Genomic DNA, 17601 nt, shown 5'->3' on the forward strand with positions numbered 1-17601 from the left:
GCCCATGACCGACTTACTGTTTCGCGATATCGACATCGTCGACGGCACCGGCGCACCACGTTTCCGCGGTGACGTGCTCATCGATCGGGGCCGGATCGCCAAGATCGCCGGGCCGCGCACGCTCAACGCCGCCCGGATCGTCGACGCCGCACCGGGATCGGTGCTTGCCCCCGGCTTCATCGACATGCACGCGCACTCGGATCTGCATCTGCTGACCGAGCCCGATCACTTCCCGAAGATCAGCCAGGGCGTCACCACCGAGGTCCTCGGACAGGACGGGTTGTCCTACGCCCCGATCGACGATGCCACCCTAGCGGTGCTGCGGCGTCAGATCGCCGGGTGGAACGGCAATCCCGCGAATCTGGACTTCTCCTGGCGCAGCGTGGCCGAGTATCTGGAGCGCCTGGACCAAGGCATCACGCCCAATGTCGCCTACCTGGTACCGCAGGGCACGCTGCGGCTGCTCGTCGTCGGCAGTGAGCAGCGTGCGGCGACCGTGGCCGAAGTCCGCCGGATGCAGGAGCTGCTCGCGCAGGGTCTGCGCGAGGGTGCGGTCGGCATGTCGAGCGGGCTCACCTACACCCCGGGAATGTATGCCGACACCGATGAATTGGCCGCGCTGTGCGAGGTCGTCGCGGACTTCGGTGGGTTCTATGCCCCGCATACCCGCTCCTACGGTGCGGGCGCACTCGAGGCGTACGCGGAAATGATCGAGCTGTCGCGCAGCACCGGCTGCGCGCTGCATCTCACCCACGCCACCATGAACTTCGGCGTCAATCGGGGTCGGGCACCGGAGTTTCTCGCGCTGGTCGACGCCGCTCGTGCCGAAGGCTGCGACATCACGCTGGACACCTACCCGTATCTGCCCGGCGCGACGACGCTGTCCGCGCTGCTGCCGAGCTGGGCCATGTCCGGTGGACCGGATGCGGCACTGGCCAGGATCGACGACCCAGCGCTGCGTGCCCGAATCGCCCTCGACGTCGATGTGAACGGCTCCGACGGCTGCCACGGCGTTACCGTCGAGTGGGAGACCATTCAGATCAGCGGCGTCGCCAACGCGGAACTGGACCGGTACGTCGGCAAGACCATCGATCAGATCGCCGACGAGAGCGGGGTCGCGCCGGTGGCCGTGTTCTTCGACCTGCTGCGCCGCGATCTGTTCGCCACCACGATTTTGCAGCACGTCGGCCACGAGGAGAACGTGCGCGCCATCATGGTGCATCCCGGACACATGGGCGGCAGCGACGCGCTGCTGGTCGGTGACCGGCCGCACCCGAGGGCGTGGGGCACCTTTCCCCGCTACCTCGGTCATTACGTGCGCGAGCTCGCAGTCCTCGAGCTGGAGGACTGCGTGCATCACCTCACCGGCCGGCCGGCCGACCGGCTTCGGCTCAGCGACCGCGGGCTCGTTTTCACCGGGTACACAGCGGATCTCGTGCTGTTCGATCCGGCCGCAGTCACCGACACCGCGACCTTCGACAACCCGAAACAGCAGGCGCGCGGCATCCAGCACGTGCTGGTCAACGGTGAGTTCGCCATCGAAAACGGTGCGCCGACAGGCACCCGCGCCGGCCGCGCGCTGCGCATGGATTCCGCCAGGAAGGAGACGTATTGAACACCGACGCTCTCGACGTGATCCGCGCCGACCGGGTGCTCAGCGTGGTGCGCGCGCCGGAGATCCCGGACCCCGCGGCGTTGGCGGATGCCTTGGCGCGGTCCGGCATTCGCGCGCTGGAACTCACCTTCACCACACCGGGTGTGCTCGGATACCTGCGCGCTGCGGCCGCGACCGAGGCCGCCGTGCTCGGCATCGGGACGGTGCTGACCGCCGATCAGGCCGAGGCGGCGATCGACAATGGCGCTCGGTTCCTGGTCACCCCTGGGCTGCGCCCCGAGGTCGCCGCCGTCGCCACCCGGCGCGGCATCCCGGTGGTGATGGGCGCTTTCACGCCGAGTGAGGTGCTCACCGCACTCGACCTCGGCGCCGCCGCGGTCAAGATCTTCCCCGCGCGGACACTCGGTCCCGGCTATCTGAAAGACCTGCACGGCCCCTTCCCCGACGTGGCGCTCATCCCCTCGGGCGGCGTCAACGCGGGCAATGCCGCCGAATTCCTCGCCAACGGCGCCGTGGCCGTCACCGCGGGCACCGATGTCGTTTCTCCTTCCGACGTCGCCGCGGGCCGCTGGTCCGACATCGCCACGCGCGCGGCGTCATTCGTTCGATCCATGAATTGAGAGGTACCCCCGTGAGCGAGCCCACCGAGCGAACCATTCAACACAGTGCCGAGTGGCGTATGCCCGGGCCCAGCGCCGGCGAGGCACGGGCATGAACGCGACCGTCGACTGGCTGCGCACCACCACCCCTGGACTGCTGGTGCTCTGCGGTCTCGCGATAGCCGTACTGCTGCTTGCCATCATCAAGGTCAAACTGGAGCCGTTCATCGCGCTGCTGCTCACCGGGCTCGCGCTGGCCCTCGCCGCCGGACTGCCGGTGTCGAAGATCGTCGGCACGGCGATCAAGCCGGGAGATTCCCTGCTGGAGACCGGCTTCGGCGGCATCCTCGGGCACATCGCGGTCATCATCGGCCTCGGCACGGTGCTCGGCGCGATTCTCGAACGTTCCGGTGGCGCCGATGTGTTGACCGGCAAGCTGCTGAGCGTGTTCGGCGAGAAGGGCGCCCCGGTGGCGATGGGCCTGCTGGGGCTAATCTTCGGCATCCCTGTCTTCTTCGACATTGGCATCTTCGTGCTCGCGCCACTGGTTTACGTCGCCGCCAAGCGTGGTGGCCGGTCGCTGGTGCTGTATGCGATGCCGATGCTCGCGGGTCTGTCGATGACGCACGCCTTCCTGCCGCCGCATCCGGGACCCGTCGCGCTCGGCGGCTTGCTCGGCGTCAGCCTCGGCTGGCTGATCCTGATGGGATTCGTCTGCGGCATACCGGGATTCATCGCCGCGGGCATTGTGTGGGGCAGCTACATCGGCAAGCGGGTGCACGTGGAGGTCCCGGAGGAGTTCCTCGTCCGGCCGGAGACCGAGCAAACAGCACCGGTCGTCGGTGACGGCCCCGGCACGGCTGCTGCTGTCACGAAAACCGAGACAGCCGCGCCTCCCGTCGCCGTCATCGGAGGCATCATCGCCATTCCGCTGCTGCTGATCCTTGGCGCGACCTTCGGCACGCAGTGGCTGGACAAGAAGTCGCAGCTGCTGCAGGTGCTCACCTTCCTCGGCACGCCCGCCGTCGCCCTGCTCATCGCGGTGCTCGTCGCGTTCTACGTCCTCGGTGTGCGCCGCGGTTCCAGCGTGCAGGAGCTCAGCACCCTCACCGCGGAGTCGCTCAAGCCCGTCGGCATGCTGCTGCTTGTCGTCGGTGCTGGCGCGTTCTTCGGAAAGGTCATCTCCGCCACCGGAATCGGCACCGCTCTTGCCGACACCATGTCGGCGGCGGGCCTACCGGTGATCGTGCTGGCATACATCATCAGCTGCGGCCTGCGCATCGCCCAGGGTTCGGCCACCGTCGCCATCGTGACCACCGGCGGCATCGTCGCACCGCTGGTCGCGGGCCACGGTTATTCGCAGATGGCGATCGCGTTGATCGCTATGGCGATCGCCGCGGGCTCGATCATTCTCAGCCACGTCAACGACGGTGGCTTCTGGATCATCGCGAAGTACTTCAATCTGACGGTGAAGCAGACGCTGCAAACCTGGACGGTGCTCGAAACGGTGTTGTCGGTGGTGAGTTTCGCGGTGGCCGCGGCGCTGTTCGCCCTTGTCGGCTGAGTAGCGCGACAGCTACACCCGTTACGGGTACGCCATGGTGCAGTCGGGCAGTCCACAGACCCTGGCCATCGGTATGCACGACTCCCCGGTCGGTCTGCTGTCCTGGATCGTCGACATGTTCCAGCGGTGGACGAATCCGGCGAAGGAGCTGCCGGAGGATGCGGTGAATCTCGACACGCTGCTCACCAACGTCAGCGTCTACTGGTTCACCAAGACCTTCGCGTCCTCGATTCGGCTCTACCGGGAATCGAACTCCTGGGCGTGGACTCGATGAACTCCGGAGTGCCGACAGGTGCGGCAATCTTCCCGGGCGACAATTCGATCCGGAAGCTGGCCGAGCAGGTCCACAACATCGTGCGCTGGACGGAATACGATCGCGGCGGGGACTTCGCGGCGATGGAGGCGCCCGATTTGCTGACCACCGATGTCCGCGAGTTCTTCCGCTCACTGCGGTGACACGCGGCCAGGGAACGACGAGCCGCCGTGTCGATTCCGTTGATCGGCCGGCCGCCCATAGCGGTCGGCCATCGCCGCCGCGGTCGCCGCGAGTTGGGCGCGCAACTCAGGGGGATCCAGGATCTCCGCGTACTCGCCGAGCGGCAGGATGCCGTGTGCGAGTACGGGATAGGACTCTGCGCCGAGAGTGACCTCCACCCAGCCCTGCGCGTCCGGCGGTGTCGCCGACGCCAATGCCTCGGTCACCGCGGCCGGATCGAAGCTGAGTCGCAGCAGGCGCACGTGCCCCTCGGCGATCCGGCAGCGGGCCCGCACCCGCAGCATCGACCGCGCGAAATCGTCGGCCGCTTCGGACCAATGCGCGGCCAGATCGAAATCATCTGGCCTGTCGAATGTTTCGCCGGTCGGCTCGGCGGCGGCGATACGGCCGACGCGATAGGAACGAATCGCGGTCCCGTCCCGTCCGACCAGGTACCAGGTGCCCGCTTTCAATACCAGGCCGAGCGGATCGAGGCGCCGCTCCACCACCTTGTCCTTGCGCAGGTAGCGCACCGCGAGCCGGCGATCGTGCCAGAGCGCATCGGCGACCGCCGCCAGCGTGGGTGTCTCCTCAGGGCGATGAAACCAGCCGGGCGCGTCGATATGTACCCGCTCGGCGATTCGCGTTGCCCGGCCGCGCAATTCGGGCGGCAGTGCGGCGAGCACCTTGAGCTGCGCCGTCGCGAGCACGGTGCCGAGGCCGAGATCGGCTGCGGCGGAGGGTGATCCGGTCAGTAGTACGGCGTCGGCCTCTTCGGTGGTCAGTCCGGTCAGCCGGGTCCGGTAGCCGTCGACGAGCTGGACGCCGCCTGCCCGCCCCGGTTCGGTGAAGATCGGAACACCGGCCGCCGACAGTGCATCGATATCGCGATAGACCGTGCGCACCGACACCCCCAGCTCACCCGCCAGCTCTGGCGCTGTCGACCGGCCACGCGTCTGTAGCAGCAACAGCAGCTGGACCAATCTGCTTGCCCTCATGAACTCGAGATTAGTCGCCAAACCCTGACAGAAGGTGTCAAGGTTTGGTCATAGAGTCGTCGGTATGACCACTTGGAGCCAGTTCATCGAAGAAGCGCCCCAGATCGCCGCGGTGTTCGCCCGTCGGCACAAAGCCACCGGCAACCTCTGCATGCTCGGCACGCTCCGGTCCGATGGTTTCCCCAGGATCAGCCCTGTCGAGCCGATCATCTTCGAGGACATGCTGACGATCGTGGGTATGCCCGACACGACGAAGTTCAAGGACCTGGAGCGCGACCCGCGTTTCTGCCTGCACACCGCGACGGTGGACACCAAGGTCGGCGACGGCGACGCCAAACTCTTCGGCACCGTCACCGACCTCCGTGACAAAGAAGTCCATGCGCGTTTCGCGCAGAGGCTCTTCGACGACAGCGGGTTCGACATCCGCGGGCAAGAATTCGACCACTTCTTCGTCGCGGACCTGACCAGCGCCTCGACCGTCGCAGTCGTCGACGACCACTTGGACATCACCATCTGGAAGCCGGGCCAGGGGGAGCGAGTGGTGCGCAAGCACTGAGCGGGGTGCGATGGCGGGGGATCGGCCGGCTGGTTTCGTGCGCCGGCCGATACCGCGGCGACCGGCTGCCTTGATGATCGACGGAATCGGAGCCTTCCGCCGATTCCGCCCTCGAGGCGCGCCGCAGGTGATCATCTTTGCGGCGCTGTTGTGTGGACAGCGCATCAATGTGGCGGGGTGAGTTGTGCGGTGATCGGTGCGGGCACCGGGATGCCGCGGTGGCGGATGTCTGTGCGGAACCGTTGGACTAGTGGGTCGTTCGGTGTGGTGGTGAGGCAGACGACGGCGCGGGTCAGCGGCGGCGCGATGCTGCGAACCGCGCCCGCGAAGGTTGCGGTCAGCGCGGTCGTCGGCACCAGTGCGACACCGAGGCCTGCCGCTGCCAGCTGTGCGGCGGTGGTTGCCTGTTTGGTGCGGGTGGCAGCGGTCAGTGTGACGCCGTTGCGGGCGGCGGTCTCGTCGATCCAGCTGCCGAGTCCGTTGTCGGGGTGATAGTGGACCATCGGCGCCGCGGCGAGGTCGGCGAAAGTCATGGGGGTGGCGGGAGCATTGTCACCGGCCATCGCGGCGACGATTTCTTCCTCACCGATCACATCGAGGGGCCCGTCCCACCGCGACGGTCGCGGACCGATCGCGATATCGACCCCGCCCGCGGCCACCAGCTCGGCGAGAGCATCGGCGCTGGCCAGCTCGGTCAGTGCGAGGTGAACGTCGGGATGGCGGCGATGCCACGCCCGCAGCACCGGTGCGAGCAACCCGGCCGTCATGCTCTCCGCGCATGCGATGCGCAGCTGTCCCTCGGCGCCGCGGGCAACGGCTCGGCCGGTGGCCACGACCCGTGCGGCCGCGGCCAGTGCGGCTCGCGCGTCCATGACGATCGCGCGTCCCGCCGGCGTCGGACGCACCCCACGAGGCAGTCGCTCGACCACTGGGGTGCCGATTTCTCGCTCCAATGCCGCAATCTGATGCGACAGCGCGGGCTGTGACATGTGCAGGCGCGCGGCAGCCTCGGTCACCGAGCCGAAATCCAGCACGGCCACAAAGCATTCCAGCCCTCGCAGTGTTGGCATTCGCAAATTCTATCGGAGACACAGAAAAGATCGATATCACGACGGGATTGCTCGATCGTGGTGCGGCGTTCGACTTCGGGAAGGACAACAACTACCGAAGGAGACCCCATGACAGGCTCGATGGACGGCAAGAAATTGGTCATCATCGGCGGTAGTTCGGGCATCGGCAGACAGATCGCGGCCGATGCGGTCGCTGCGGGCGCGATGGTGGTCATCGCGGGCCGTGACACCGGCGCGCTGGGGACGGCGCAGGCAATTCTCGGCGACCAGGTGCACACCGCCCAGGTCGACCTCGGCGTGGAGGAGTCCATCCAGCGGCTCGCCGAGCAGATCGGCGACGTGGACTACCTGGTGTCGGTGGCGGCGGCCCACGCCAACGGACCGGTGACGGAACTGGGCCGGGCGGCGATGGTTCGCGCATTCGACGCCAAGGTCATCGGCCCGATCCTGCTGGCCAAACACTTCGCGCCCCGAATCCGCGAAGACGGTGCGATCCTGCTGTTCTCCGGCGTCGCCGCGTGGCGGCCGGCCCCGGGACGTGCGGTCATGGCGACCGCCAACGGCGCGGTGAGCTTCCTCGCCGAGGCGCTCGCGGTGGAGCTGGCCCCCATCCGGGTCAATGCGCTGTCGCCGGGCATCGTCGACTCGGGTGCGTGGGACGCCATGGCGGCCAAGGACCGCTTCTTCGCCGACATCGCCGCCGCCAACCCCGCCCGCCGCGTCGGCCTGCCGTCCGACATCTCCGCGGCGGCTCTCCTCGCCCTGACGAACCCATTCCTCACCGGCACCACCCTGCACGTCGACGGGGGTGGTCGGCTGGCGTGACGCGCACCTGCGCGGCGGCCGCCGCGACCGGCGCCGCGTCCGGAACCGGCAGCCGCCGGTGCGCGGCGCTCGAGGAGCCGGCGACCGAAACGGCCGCCCATTCGGCGCGCTCGCCCGCCGCGACCTTTCCTCCTGCGTCAATCGGTCGCCCCGGGCAAAACCGCTGCACGCAAGCCGTTCTCGGTTTCGCGCAGCGGAATGGGCGGGATCAGTCTTCGTGAGCCGTTGCCGCGATCGCCGAGCGGCGGGACCGGAGAAAGGTTTGTTCGGCAAGGTTTTCGGTGTGGGCAATGGCTCGGTCGTAGGCCGCTACCGCCTCGGCGGTGCGGCCGAGGCGACGCAATAGGTCGGCTCGAATGGCATGGAAGAGGTAATGATTCGCCACATCGATGTCGTCGAGGAGGGCGAGTGCGGCGCGCGCGCCGTCGACCTCGGCCACCGCCACCACACGATTGAGCAACACCACGGGGTTGGGCGCCATCGCGACCAGCTGGTCGTACAGGCGCAGGATCTGCTGCCAGTCGGTCGCTGCCGCGTCGGCGGCGTCGGTATGGACCGCGTTGATCGCCGCTTGGGTTTGATAGGGGCCGGGTTGGTTGCGCCGCAGGCACTCTCGCACGATGGCGTGTCCCTCGGCGATGAGGGTGCGGTTCCAGCGGGTGCGATCCTGCTCGGGCAGCGGTATCAGTGCACCGTCGGGTGTGGTGCGCGCGCCGCGGCGAGATTCGGTGAGCAGCATGAGCGCGAGCAGCCCGTGGACTTCCGGTTCGTCGGGCATGAGCTCGGCGAGGAGACGCCCGAGACGAATCGCCTCGGCGCACAGGTCTTCTCGAACCAGGCGGGAACCCGAGCTGGCCGTGTGCCCCTCGGTGAAGATCAGGTAGACCACGGCCGATACCGAGCGGAGGCGATCGGGCAGGTCCGCGTCACCGGGGACGCGGTAGGGGATGCGGGCGTCGCGAATCTTGCCCTTGGCGCGGACGAGCCGCTGCGCCATGGTCGACTCGGAAGTCAGGAAGGCATGGGCGATTTCGGCAGTGGTCAGGCCGCCGAGCAGCCGCAAGGTAAGGGCCACTCGGGCATTGACGGCCAATGCGGGGTGGCAGCAGGTGAAGATCAGGCGGAGTCGGTCGTCCGCGATCGCGCCGTCGTCGACCGGTTCGGATTCGGCGTGCAGCAATGCAGCCTCGGCATGTCGGTCATGGCGGGATGATTCGTGCCGCAGTCGATCGATCGCCCGGTTGCGTGCGGTGGTGATGATCCACCCGGGCGGGCTCGGCGGGAGCCCCTCGGCCGGCCACCGCTGCACGGCAGTGGTGAAGGCGTCCTGCACCGCGTCTTCGGCGACGCCGATGTCACCGAAGACGCGGATCAAGCTCGCCACCGCGCGACCGTAGTGTTCGGTGAACACGTCCTCGATCACCGCGGGCGTCACCGTCGCGTTGTCAGCCATCCTCTAGCGGCCGGATCTCGATCGGCAGGCCGATCACCGTGGCGACCTTGCTGGCCCATCCCAGCGCCTCGTCGAGATCGGCGGCCCGGATGATGCTGAATCCGGCGATGTATTCCTTGCTCTCGACGTACGGACCGTCGGTGATGAGCACATCATTGCCGGTGGCGCGCAGCACGGTGGCCGTGCTCGGCGCATTGAGGCCCGCGGCGAACACCCATGCGCCCGCCGCGCGCATCTCATCGTTCACGAGGTGCAGCTCGCGCATGATCTCGTCCAGATTGTCCGGCGGCACACCCCCTTCGGACTGGTAGATGCTCAGCAGGTATTGCTTCATCTCGACGCTCCTCACTTGCGCTGGTACGTAGCGATCACGACGCCGGTGGTGGTCGGGACGCACGCGGTGAGCCGAAGGTCGCCGAGATCGGTGCCCTCGAACAACCGCCGTCCGCTGCCGACCAGGATCGGATGGATCATCAGTAGATATTCGTCGACGAGATCTTGTCGCATCAGCGTTTGCAGCAGGTTGCCGCTGCCGAGCACGACCAGGTCACGGTCGGGCTGTTCCCGCTGGAGCTCCACCACCGTGCGGACCGCGTCGCCGGGCAGCAGCGTCGAGTTCTGCCAGGGCAGCGGCTCGGTCAGCGTTCGGGACGCGACGAACTTCTCGGTCTTGTCCAGCACCTCGCAGACCGGATTGTCGGTCTGGTGGGGCCAGAATCCGTAGAAGTCCGCATAGGTCCGCCGCCCGAACAGCAGTGCGCCTTGATGGGTGGCCATATGCTCGCCCAGCACCCTGGCCTGCACCGGGTCGTTGTATCGATGGGCCCAACCGCCGTGCCGGAATCCGCCCCGCAGGTCCTCATCGACACGCCCCGGCGCCTGCATGACTCCGTCGAGGGTGAGGTTTTCGACGGCAATGATCCTGCTCATATCCGCTCCTTCCCAGGTGCCGGCGCGCTGCCGGCCTCACCTCCTATACGAACGGGTCGGCACCGGATCGACATCGCCGTGGATTTTCTTCCGCCGAGTTCGCTCGGTGTCACGCATCCGACGCGGTGATGGCCTGCACCTCCCGATAGGTCGGAACTTCGATGGTGAACGGGCCGTCGTCGCGCACCGCGCGGGCGGCGTCGACGACGGCCGCGAGCGCGGTGCGGTACAGCAGTGAGCCGGTGCTGATCCGGCGCACGCCCAACTCGGCGAGGGCCGCGATCGATGGGCCGTTGGCGGCGTACAGGATATTGACGGGCAGCGTGGTCGCGGCGACCAGGTCGGTGATCTCGACCGGGTCGGTCATGCCCGGCACAAAGATGCCGTCGGCACCGGCGTCGGTATACCGGCCGACCCGGGCAAGCGTCGAATCCTGTTGCAGCTTAAGCCAATACGTGTCGACGCGAGCGTTGACGAACAGCTCCGGCGTGCGGGCCTTGATCGCGCCGATCAGCTCTGCCTGGTGGCCGGGCTCGGCGAGTGTGCTGTCGGACCGGCCGTCTTCGAGGTTCACTCCGGCGATCCCCAATTCGGCCAACCGGGCGACATAGTCGGCCACCTCGCCGGGGTTCTCGCTGAAGCCGCCTTCGATATCGACGGTCACCGGCACCGCGAGGCGCGCGAGTCGTGTTGCCACCGCGAGTGTTTCGTCGCGGGTGACGCCGGTTCCGTCGGGCAGTCCCGCCGCGACGGCGACCCCGAGGCTGGTGGTGCCGATTGCGGGAAACCCTTCGGCCGCGAGCGCCGCGGCGGAGCCGAAGTCCCAGGCGTTCGGCAGTACGAGCGGCTCGTCCCGGTGGTGCAGCTCGTGGAAGATTTTCGGCTTGTTCATCGTGGGCCGATCGGCGTTCATGCCGTGACCGTATCCCGCTGTTGTTTCGGTGGCCGCCGAAACAACAGCGCACCATCATGGAGTGGTGCACACCCGAGGAGCCGAACTGGCCGGACTGGCGGTACTGCTCGCCGACCGCACCCGCGCCGACATGTGCCTGGCGATGATCGATGGCCGCGCCTGGACCGCGGGCGAATTGGCGCGCCACGCCGGTGTCGCGCCGTCCACGGCCACCGAACACCTGAACCGGCTACTCGACGGCGGGCTGCTCATCGAACGCCGCCAAGGCCGACACCGCTATGTGCAGCTGGCAAACCCCCAGGTGGCGGAGCTGCTGGAGGCGATGGTCACCCACCTCGACCCGCCGTGCACCGAACTGGCAGGGCTGCGCGCGGCCACCGTCGCTGCCGCGCTGGCGCGTGGCCGCACCTGCTACGACCACCTCGCAGGACGCCTCGGCGTGGCAATCACCGACGCGATGACCACCCGCGGCCTGCTCGATAGTGCCGGCGGGTTCGCGCTGACTGCTGCGGGTCTGACCTGGCTCACCGGCCCCATGGGGATCGACCGAGCCCGGCTGCACGCCACCCGCAGGCCCGTTGCTCGACCCTGCCTCGACTGGACCGAGCGACGCACTCACCTCGGCGGCGCCGCCGGAGCGCAGCTGTGCCGCCGTCTCCAGGACCTCGATTGGATCCACCGGGTCGGCAACGGCCGCGCCATCCGTCTCACACAGCAGGGCGAATCCGGTCTCGCCGAGACGCTCGGAATCGATCCTGCGCCCTTGCGGTAGACCAGACAGGAACAAGCTCACCAGCCACAGGATCGGTGCGGCCGTCCCCGTCCTCGTGCTTGTGCTGTCCATCGCCGTCGCTTGCCGGTCTCGGGCACGCGAGTGCTACATCCGGCACGGCGCGAACCTGCCGTCGCTGCTCGAGGGTGCTCAGCCGGCGTTGTATGCGGCGACAGAGGTTTGCCGATCATCGTCGCGGTTACTCAGGTTGCGATGAGCACTGGACTGATGACGCAGGATGTGGCCTTCACCTGGTGGCCGCGGGTGCGACCACGTCGCTGATGTACCCGCTGATCGCGCGATTGATCGGCGGCAAGCCACCCCGTTCATGAATGGGCTTGCATAATCGTGCATAATCATCACATGGTTGATTCAGCGGACGGACCCGTGCTGCGGGTCGCGGTGGCCGGTGCGAGCGGGTACGCGGGCGGCGAGGTGCTGCGCCTTTTGCTCGGGCATCCGGCATACCGCGACGGGCGCCTCGTCATCGGCGCGCTGACCGCAGGGGCGAACGCGGGCAGCACGCTGGCGGAGCATCAGCCCCATCTGCTGCCGCTAGCTGATCGTGTCCTCGCTCCCACCACCGCCGACGAGCTGGCCGGTCACGACGTGGTGTTCCTCGGGCTGCCACACGGGCAATCCGCCGCCATCGCGCAGCTGTTGCCGGAGTCGACCGTGATCATCGACTGCGGCGCCGACTTCCGGCTGACCGACGCGCAAGCATGGGAGAAGTACTACGGCAGTCCCCACGCGGGCAGCTGGCCATACGGTCTGCCGGAGCTGCCCGGCGGCCGCGAGAAGCTGCGCGGTGCAAGTCGGATTGCCGTCCCCGGGTGCTACCCGACGGTGGCGAGCCTGGCGCTCGCACCGGCGATCGCGGCGGGCATCGTCGAGCCGACGGTGAATGTCGTTGCGGTGAGCGGCACTTCGGGCGCGGGCCGCAAGCTCGACGTCGGCCTGCTCGGATCCGAGGTCATGGGTTCGGTACGTGCCTACGGCATCGCCGGCGCGCACCGACATACCCCCGAGATTTCGCAGAACCTGAAGGTGGCGGGCGGAACCGACGTCACCGTCTCGTTCACGCCGGTGCTTGCGCCGATGCCGCGCGGCATCCTCGCCACCTGCACCGCACCGACGCGGGTGGACGCCGCGCAGGCCCGCGCGGTCTACGAAAAGGCCTACGCCGATGAACCGTTCGTGCATCTGTTGCCGGAAGGTCAACTGCCGCAGACAGGTTCGGTGCTCGGTTCCAACGCCGTCACGCTGCAGGTCGCGGTCGACACCGACGCGGGCCTGCTCGTGGTGATCGGCGCGATCGATAACTTGACCAAGGGCACCGCGGGCGCCGCGGTGCAATCCATGAATCTGGCCGTGGGATTCGACGAGACCGCAGGACTTTCCACCGTAGGAGTGGCACCGTGACGACAACCGCTGGGACATCGACCGAGGGCTCGGGCGGCAAGCTGGTCCGGACCCAGGGGGTCACCGCACCGCTCGGCTTCCGCGCCGCGGGTATCGCCGCGGGCATCAAGGCCAGCGGGAAACCCGATCTGGCCCTGGTGCTCAACGAGGGACCGGAGTACGCGGCCGCCGGTGTGTTCACCCGCAACCAGGTCAAGGCCGCGCCGGTGCTGTGGTCGCAGCAGGTGCTGGGGTCCGGTCGGCTGCGCGCGGTCATTCTCAACTCCGGCGGCGCCAACGCCTGCACCGGTCCCGGCGGATTCCAGGACACCCATCAGACGGCCGAGGAATTGGCCAAGGCGCTGAGCAATTGGGGCACCGAGACCGGCGCAGGCGAAATCGCCGTCTGCTCGACCGGTTTGATCGGTGACCGGCTCCCGATGGACAAGGTGATCCCCGCGGTCACCGAGATCGTGCACGAGATGGGCGGCGGCCTGTCGGGCGGCCTGGACGCGGCACACGCGATCATGACCACCGATACCGTGCCCAAGGAAGCGGCCTTCCACCATCAGGACAAGTGGAACGTCGGCGGCATGGCCAAGGGCGCAGGCATGCTCGCGCCTTCGCTGGCGACCATGCTGGTCGTGCTCACCACCGATGCCGCGGTGACCGCGGACCAGCTGGATAAGGCGCTGCGCAACGCGACGCAACTCACCTTCGACCGGCTCGACGTCGACGGCTCGTGCTCGACCAACGACACTGTGCTGCTGCTTGCCAACGGCGCGAGCGAGGTCACGCCGTCCCAGGAGGATCTCGACGCCGCGGTGCTCGCGGTCTGCGACGATCTCGCCGCACAGCTGATGGCCGACGCGGAAGGCGTCACCAAGCGCGTGCAGGTCATCGTCTCCGGCGCGGTCAGTGAGGACGAGGCGCTGATCGCCGCGCGCGCCGTGGCCCGCGACAGTCTGGTGAAGACTGCGCTGTTCGGCTCCGACCCGAACTGGGGCCGGGTGCTCGCCGCCGTCGGCATCGCGCCGATCACCCTGGACCCGAACCGGATCTCGGTGTCGTTCAACGGGAACCCGGTGTGCGTCGACGGCATCGGTGCGCCGGGCGCCCGCGAGGTCGACCTGTCCGGCATGGACATCGACGTGCACATCGACCTGAACGTCGGTGACGGTACAGCCATGATCCGCACCACCGACCTCTCACACGGCTATGTCGAAGAGAATTCGGCCTATAGCTCATGAGTGGACAAGTGCTCCACGACCTTTCGGCGTTGGACAAGGCGCACGTACTGGCCGAGGCGCTGCCGTGGCTGGAGAAGTTCCGCGACAAGATCGTGGTCGTCAAATACGGCGGCAACGCCATGGTCGACGAGGAGCTCAAGCGGGCCTTCGCCGCCGATATGGCGTTCCTGCGCACCGTCGGCGTGCACCCGGTGGTGGTGCACGGTGGCGGGCCACAGATCAGTGCGATGCTGACAAAGCTCGGCCTGCACGGCGAATTCCGCGGCGGTTTCCGTGTCACCACGCCCGAGGTGATGGACGTGGTGCGGATGGTGCTGTTCGGCCAGGTCGGGCGGGAGCTCGTCGGGCTCATCAACGCGCACGGCCCGTATGCGGTCGGCATCTCCGGTGAGGACGCGCGACTGTTCACTGCGACAAGGCGCACGGTCGACATCGACGGCGCTCCGACCGACATCGGTCTGGTCGGCGATGTCACCGAGGTGAACCCGGCGGCCGTGCTCGACCTCATCACCGCAGGCCGCATCCCGGTGGTCTCGACCATCGCGCCCGATGCCGACGGCGTGGTGCACAACATCAACGCCGACACTGCTGCCGCCGCGCTCGCCGAGGGCATCGGCGCCGAGAAATTGGTGGTGTTGACCGACGTCGAGGGCCTGTACACCAACTGGCCGGACCGCTCGTCGCTCACCTCACGCATCGACGCCGACGAGCTCGCGAAGTTGCTTCCGAGTCTGGACGCGGGCATGGTGCCGAAAATGGAAGCCTGCCTGCGCGCCGTCCAGGGGGGAGTGCCGACCGCGCACGTTATCGACGGCCGGGTGCCGCACGCGGTGCTGCTGGAACTGTTCACCGGAGAAGGAATCGGAACGATGGTGTCGCCCGTGCTGTCCAGTTCGGACGGCGCCGGCCCGCCGAACGGAACGAAATCATGAGCGAAGTAGCGAACGAAGTCACCAACACTGCCGCACTACAGCAGCGGTGGTCCGACGCGTTGATGAAGAACTACGGGACGCCCAAGATCGCGCTGGTGCGCGGTGCGGGCGCGGTGGTCTACGACGCGGACGGCAAGCGCTACCTCGACTTCCTGGGCGGCATCGCGGTCAACAGCCTCGGGCACGGCCACCCCGCGATTTTGGAGGCGGTCACCCAGCAGCTCGGCACGCTCGGGCACACATCGAACATCTACGCGAACGAACCCGTGATCGAGCTGGCCGAACGGCTGCTCGCGCATTTCGGTGACGGCGAATTCGGTGACGGGCACGGTCGCGCGTTCTTCTGCAACTCCGGCACCGAAGCCGTCGAGGCCGCGTTCAAAATGGCCAGGCTGACCGGTCGGCGCAAGCTCGTCGCGTGCGAGGAGGCGTTCCACGGCCGGACCATGGGCGCGCTCGCGCTCACCGGTCAGCCGTCGAAGCGGACACCATTCGAGCCGATGCCGCCCGGTGTCGTGCACGTGCCCTACGGTGATGCCGAGGCCTTGGCGGCCGTGGTGGACGAGGACACGGCCGCGGTCTTCCTCGAACCCATCATGGGGGAGAGCGGCGTCGTCGTGCCGCCCGTCGACTACCTGGTGAAGGCGCGCGAGATCACCGCGCGGCACGGTGCGCTGCTGATCCTCGACGAGGTACAGACCGGCATCGGACGTTGCGGAAAGTTCTACGCGCATCAGGCTTCCGGCATCGTGCCGGATGTGATCACCCTGGCCAAGGGTCTCGGCGGCGGTCTGCCGATCGGCGCGGTGCTTGCCACCGGCCCGGCCGCCGATCTGCTGACTCCCGGACTGCACGGCACCACGTTCGGCGGTAACGCGGTCTGCGCCGCGGCCGCACTCGCTGTGCTGCGCACTATCGACGAGCTGGACCTGCTCTCGCATGTCGAGTCGGTCGGCAAGCGGCTCAGCGACGGTATCGAGCTGCTCGAGCACCCGCTGGTCGACCACGTGCGTGGTGCGGGTCTGCTGCTCGGCATCGTGCTCACCGACGACGTCTCGGCCGAGGTCGAGGCCAGGGCGCGGGCGGCGGGCTATCTGGTGAACGCGCCGAAGCCCAACATCATTCGGCTCGCGCCGCCGCTGGTCCTCACCGAGACCCAGTCCGACAACTTTGTCGCCGACCTGCCCGACATTCTGGACGGCGCCGCCCAAGATGCGAAGGGAGCCAAGGGATGAGCCTGCGCCACTTCCTACGCGACGACGATGTGACCCCGGTCGAGCAGGCCGAAATCCTCGCGTTGGCCGCCGAACTGAAGAAGGCGCCGTTCTCGCATCGGCCGCTGGCGGGTCCGCGCGGCGTCGGGGTGATCTTCGAGAAGAACTCCACCCGCACCCGGTTCTCCTTCGAAATGGGCATCGCCCAGCTCGGTGGGCATGCGGTCGTCGTCGACGGCCGCGACACCCAGCTCGGGCGCGAGGAGACCCTCGGCGACACCGGCACGGTGCTGTCGCGCTATGTCGATGCCATTGTCTGGCGTACCTTCGAGCAGATTCGCCTCGACGAAATGGCCGCCACCGCAACGGTTCCGGTCGTGAACGCGCTGTCCAACGAATTCCACCCCTGTCAGGTGCTCGCCGATCTGCAGACGCTCACCGAGCGCAAGGGCAGCCTGGTCGGCCGCAACCTCACCTACTTCGGCGACGGCGCGAACAATATGGCGCACTCGCTGCTGCTGGGTGGCGTCACTGCCGGATTGAACGTCACCATCGCCGCGCCGGCCGGGTTCGAGCCGCTGCCCTGGATTCTGGAGGCCGCCCGCAAACGCGCCGCCGAAACCGGTGCGACCATCACGCTCACCGGTGACCCAGTGGCCGCCGCCGAGGGCGCCGACGCGCTGGTGACCGACACCTGGACATCGATGGGCCAGGAGAACGACGGTCTCGACCGGGTCGGTCCGTTCCGTCCGTTCCAGCTCAACGAGCAACTGCTCGCCCATGCCGAGTCCGATGCCGTTGTGCTGCACTGCCTGCCCGCCCATCGCGGCGAGGAGATCACCGACGCGGTGCTCGACGGTCCGCACAGCGTCGTCTGGGACGAAGCAGAGAACCGGCTGCACGCGCAGAAGGCGCTGCTGGTCTGGCTGCTGGCCAAGCGCAACGAGGGTGTGGTGTGAGCGAGAGAGTCGTGTGGCAGTGCGCGTCGCCGGCGGGCGTCGACGAGGTGGCATCGTGAGCGAGCGAACCAGGGG

At 67.9% G+C, this 17601-nt stretch carries 19 protein-coding genes; 13 read left to right on the top strand and 6 right to left on the bottom strand.

Features of this window, described 5'->3' with window-relative positions; translation table 11 throughout:
* The first annotated feature begins 4 nt into the window (after positions 1–4).
* The 5 genes from OHA42_RS16820 (at position 5) to OHA42_RS16840 (ending at position 4234) form a co-directional block, all read left to right on the top strand.
* Complete coding sequence (locus OHA42_RS16820) at positions 5–1615, top strand: amidohydrolase family protein (RefSeq protein ID WP_406238179.1); 1611 nt, start codon at positions 5–7, stop codon at positions 1613–1615.
* Entirely contained in the window at positions 1612–2235 is a 624-nt protein-coding gene (locus OHA42_RS16825; protein WP_406238181.1) for a bifunctional 4-hydroxy-2-oxoglutarate aldolase/2-dehydro-3-deoxy-phosphogluconate aldolase, read from the top strand. The genes OHA42_RS16820 and OHA42_RS16825 overlap by 4 nt, the downstream gene beginning before the upstream one ends.
* 91 nt (positions 2236–2326) lie before the next feature.
* Complete coding sequence (locus tag OHA42_RS16830) at positions 2327–3778, top strand: GntP family permease (RefSeq protein ID WP_406238183.1); 1452 nt, start codon at positions 2327–2329, stop codon at positions 3776–3778.
* Between the two features lie 34 nt (positions 3779–3812).
* Positions 3813–4052 (top strand): hypothetical protein, encoded by a 240-nt coding sequence (locus OHA42_RS16835; protein WP_406238185.1) that lies wholly within the window; start codon positions 3813–3815, stop codon positions 4050–4052.
* Positions 4049–4234: a hypothetical protein gene (locus OHA42_RS16840; protein ID WP_406238187.1), complete on the top strand. Its 186-nt coding sequence runs from the start codon at positions 4049–4051 to the stop codon at positions 4232–4234. The genes OHA42_RS16835 and OHA42_RS16840 overlap by 4 nt, the downstream gene beginning before the upstream one ends.
* Here the strand turns inward: OHA42_RS16840 and OHA42_RS16845 are convergent.
* Positions 4223–5251: a helix-turn-helix transcriptional regulator gene (locus tag OHA42_RS16845; protein ID WP_406238189.1), complete on the bottom strand. Its 1029-nt coding sequence runs from the start codon at positions 5249–5251 to the stop codon at positions 4223–4225. The genes OHA42_RS16840 and OHA42_RS16845 overlap by 12 nt on opposite strands.
* Before the next feature lie 64 nt (positions 5252–5315).
* On the opposite strand from OHA42_RS16845, the gene OHA42_RS16850 reads away from it, so the two are divergent.
* Entirely contained in the window at positions 5316–5807 is a 492-nt protein-coding gene (locus OHA42_RS16850; protein WP_406238191.1) for a pyridoxamine 5'-phosphate oxidase family protein, read from the top strand.
* 164 nt (positions 5808–5971) lie between these two features.
* Here the strand turns inward: OHA42_RS16850 and OHA42_RS16855 are convergent, their stop codons facing one another.
* Complete coding sequence (locus OHA42_RS16855; protein ID WP_406238193.1) at positions 5972–6877, bottom strand: LysR substrate-binding domain-containing protein; 906 nt, start codon at positions 6875–6877, stop codon at positions 5972–5974.
* A gap of 108 nt (positions 6878–6985) precedes the next feature.
* Between OHA42_RS16855 and OHA42_RS16860 the strand changes: the two genes are divergently transcribed.
* Complete coding sequence (locus OHA42_RS16860) at positions 6986–7702, top strand: SDR family oxidoreductase (RefSeq protein ID WP_406238195.1); 717 nt, start codon at positions 6986–6988, stop codon at positions 7700–7702.
* Positions 7703–7910: 208 nt separating this feature from the next.
* Here OHA42_RS16860 and OHA42_RS16865 read toward each other — a convergent pair whose 3' ends face one another.
* From OHA42_RS16865 to OHA42_RS16880, 4 genes are all read right to left on the bottom strand, one after another.
* Positions 7911–9155, bottom strand: coding sequence for an RNA polymerase sigma factor (locus OHA42_RS16865; protein WP_406238197.1), 1245 nt, complete (start codon positions 9153–9155; stop codon positions 7911–7913).
* Positions 9148–9489, bottom strand: coding sequence for a YciI family protein (locus tag OHA42_RS16870; RefSeq protein ID WP_406238199.1), 342 nt, complete (start codon positions 9487–9489; stop codon positions 9148–9150). The genes OHA42_RS16865 and OHA42_RS16870 overlap by 8 nt, the downstream gene beginning before the upstream one ends.
* 11 nt (positions 9490–9500) lie before the next feature.
* Positions 9501–10085: a dihydrofolate reductase family protein gene (locus OHA42_RS16875; protein WP_406238201.1), complete on the bottom strand. Its 585-nt coding sequence runs from the start codon at positions 10083–10085 to the stop codon at positions 9501–9503.
* A 109-nt stretch (positions 10086–10194) separates the two neighbouring features.
* Positions 10195–10998, bottom strand: a complete 804-nt coding sequence (locus OHA42_RS16880; RefSeq protein WP_406238203.1) for an isocitrate lyase/phosphoenolpyruvate mutase family protein — start codon at positions 10996–10998, stop codon at positions 10195–10197.
* Positions 10999–11062: 64 nt separating this feature from the next.
* On the opposite strand from OHA42_RS16880, the gene OHA42_RS16885 reads away from it, so the two are divergent.
* The 6 genes from OHA42_RS16885 (at position 11063) to argF (ending at position 17526) form a co-directional block, all read left to right on the top strand.
* Entirely contained in the window at positions 11063–11770 is a 708-nt protein-coding gene (locus OHA42_RS16885; RefSeq protein ID WP_406238205.1) for an ArsR/SmtB family transcription factor, read from the top strand.
* Positions 11771–12133: 363 nt separating this feature from the next.
* Positions 12134–13192: an N-acetyl-gamma-glutamyl-phosphate reductase gene (gene argC / locus OHA42_RS16890; RefSeq protein WP_406238207.1), complete on the top strand. Its 1059-nt coding sequence runs from the start codon at positions 12134–12136 to the stop codon at positions 13190–13192.
* A complete protein-coding gene (gene argJ, locus OHA42_RS16895; RefSeq protein ID WP_406238209.1) occupies positions 13189–14421 on the top strand; it encodes a bifunctional glutamate N-acetyltransferase/amino-acid acetyltransferase ArgJ in 1233 nt (410 codons plus the stop codon). Before argC ends, argJ begins: the two co-directional genes overlap by 4 nt.
* Positions 14418–15353 (top strand): acetylglutamate kinase, encoded by a 936-nt coding sequence (gene argB / locus OHA42_RS16900; protein WP_406238211.1) that lies wholly within the window; start codon positions 14418–14420, stop codon positions 15351–15353. The genes argJ and argB overlap by 4 nt, the downstream gene beginning before the upstream one ends.
* Complete coding sequence (locus tag OHA42_RS16905; protein ID WP_406238213.1) at positions 15350–16588, top strand: acetylornithine transaminase; 1239 nt, start codon at positions 15350–15352, stop codon at positions 16586–16588. The genes argB and OHA42_RS16905 overlap by 4 nt, the downstream gene beginning before the upstream one ends.
* Positions 16585–17526, top strand: a complete 942-nt coding sequence (gene argF / locus OHA42_RS16910) for an ornithine carbamoyltransferase (RefSeq protein ID WP_406238215.1) — start codon at positions 16585–16587, stop codon at positions 17524–17526. The genes OHA42_RS16905 and argF overlap by 4 nt, the downstream gene beginning before the upstream one ends.
* Positions 17527–17601: the final 75 nt, after the last annotated feature.

The sequence above is a fragment of the Nocardia sp. NBC_01009 genome (genome assembly GCF_045208035.1).
GTDB lineage: Bacteria > Actinomycetota > Actinomycetes > Mycobacteriales > Mycobacteriaceae > Nocardia.

Bases quoted from the DNA above. Each gene is read 5' to 3' on its own strand.
- OHA42_RS16820 (WP_406238179.1), top strand. From the start codon at position 5: ATGACCGACTTACTGTTTCGCGATATCGACATCGTCGACGGCACCGGC.
- OHA42_RS16830 (WP_406238183.1), top strand. From the start codon at position 2,327: ATGAACGCGACCGTCGACTGGCTGCGCACCACCACCCCTGGACTGCTG.
- OHA42_RS16835 (WP_406238185.1), top strand. From the start codon at position 3,813: ATGGTGCAGTCGGGCAGTCCACAGACCCTGGCCATCGGTATGCACGAC.
- OHA42_RS16840 (WP_406238187.1), top strand. From the start codon at position 4,049: ATGAACTCCGGAGTGCCGACAGGTGCGGCAATCTTCCCGGGCGACAAT.
- OHA42_RS16845 (WP_406238189.1), bottom strand. From the start codon at position 5,251: ATGAGGGCAAGCAGATTGGTCCAGCTGCTGTTGCTGCTACAGACGCGT.
- OHA42_RS16850 (WP_406238191.1), top strand. From the start codon at position 5,316: ATGACCACTTGGAGCCAGTTCATCGAAGAAGCGCCCCAGATCGCCGCG.
- OHA42_RS16855 (WP_406238193.1), bottom strand. From the start codon at position 6,877: ATGCCAACACTGCGAGGGCTGGAATGCTTTGTGGCCGTGCTGGATTTC.
- OHA42_RS16860 (WP_406238195.1), top strand. From the start codon at position 6,986: ATGACAGGCTCGATGGACGGCAAGAAATTGGTCATCATCGGCGGTAGT.
- OHA42_RS16865 (WP_406238197.1), bottom strand. From the start codon at position 9,155: ATGGCTGACAACGCGACGGTGACGCCCGCGGTGATCGAGGACGTGTTC.
- OHA42_RS16870 (WP_406238199.1), bottom strand. From the start codon at position 9,489: ATGAAGCAATACCTGCTGAGCATCTACCAGTCCGAAGGGGGTGTGCCG.
- OHA42_RS16875 (WP_406238201.1), bottom strand. From the start codon at position 10,085: ATGAGCAGGATCATTGCCGTCGAAAACCTCACCCTCGACGGAGTCATG.
- OHA42_RS16880 (WP_406238203.1), bottom strand. From the start codon at position 10,998: ATGAACGCCGATCGGCCCACGATGAACAAGCCGAAAATCTTCCACGAG.
- argC (WP_406238207.1), top strand. From the start codon at position 12,134: ATGGTTGATTCAGCGGACGGACCCGTGCTGCGGGTCGCGGTGGCCGGT.
- argB (WP_406238211.1), top strand. From the start codon at position 14,418: ATGAGTGGACAAGTGCTCCACGACCTTTCGGCGTTGGACAAGGCGCAC.
- OHA42_RS16905 (WP_406238213.1), top strand. From the start codon at position 15,350: ATGAGCGAAGTAGCGAACGAAGTCACCAACACTGCCGCACTACAGCAG.
- argF (WP_406238215.1), top strand. From the start codon at position 16,585: ATGAGCCTGCGCCACTTCCTACGCGACGACGATGTGACCCCGGTCGAG.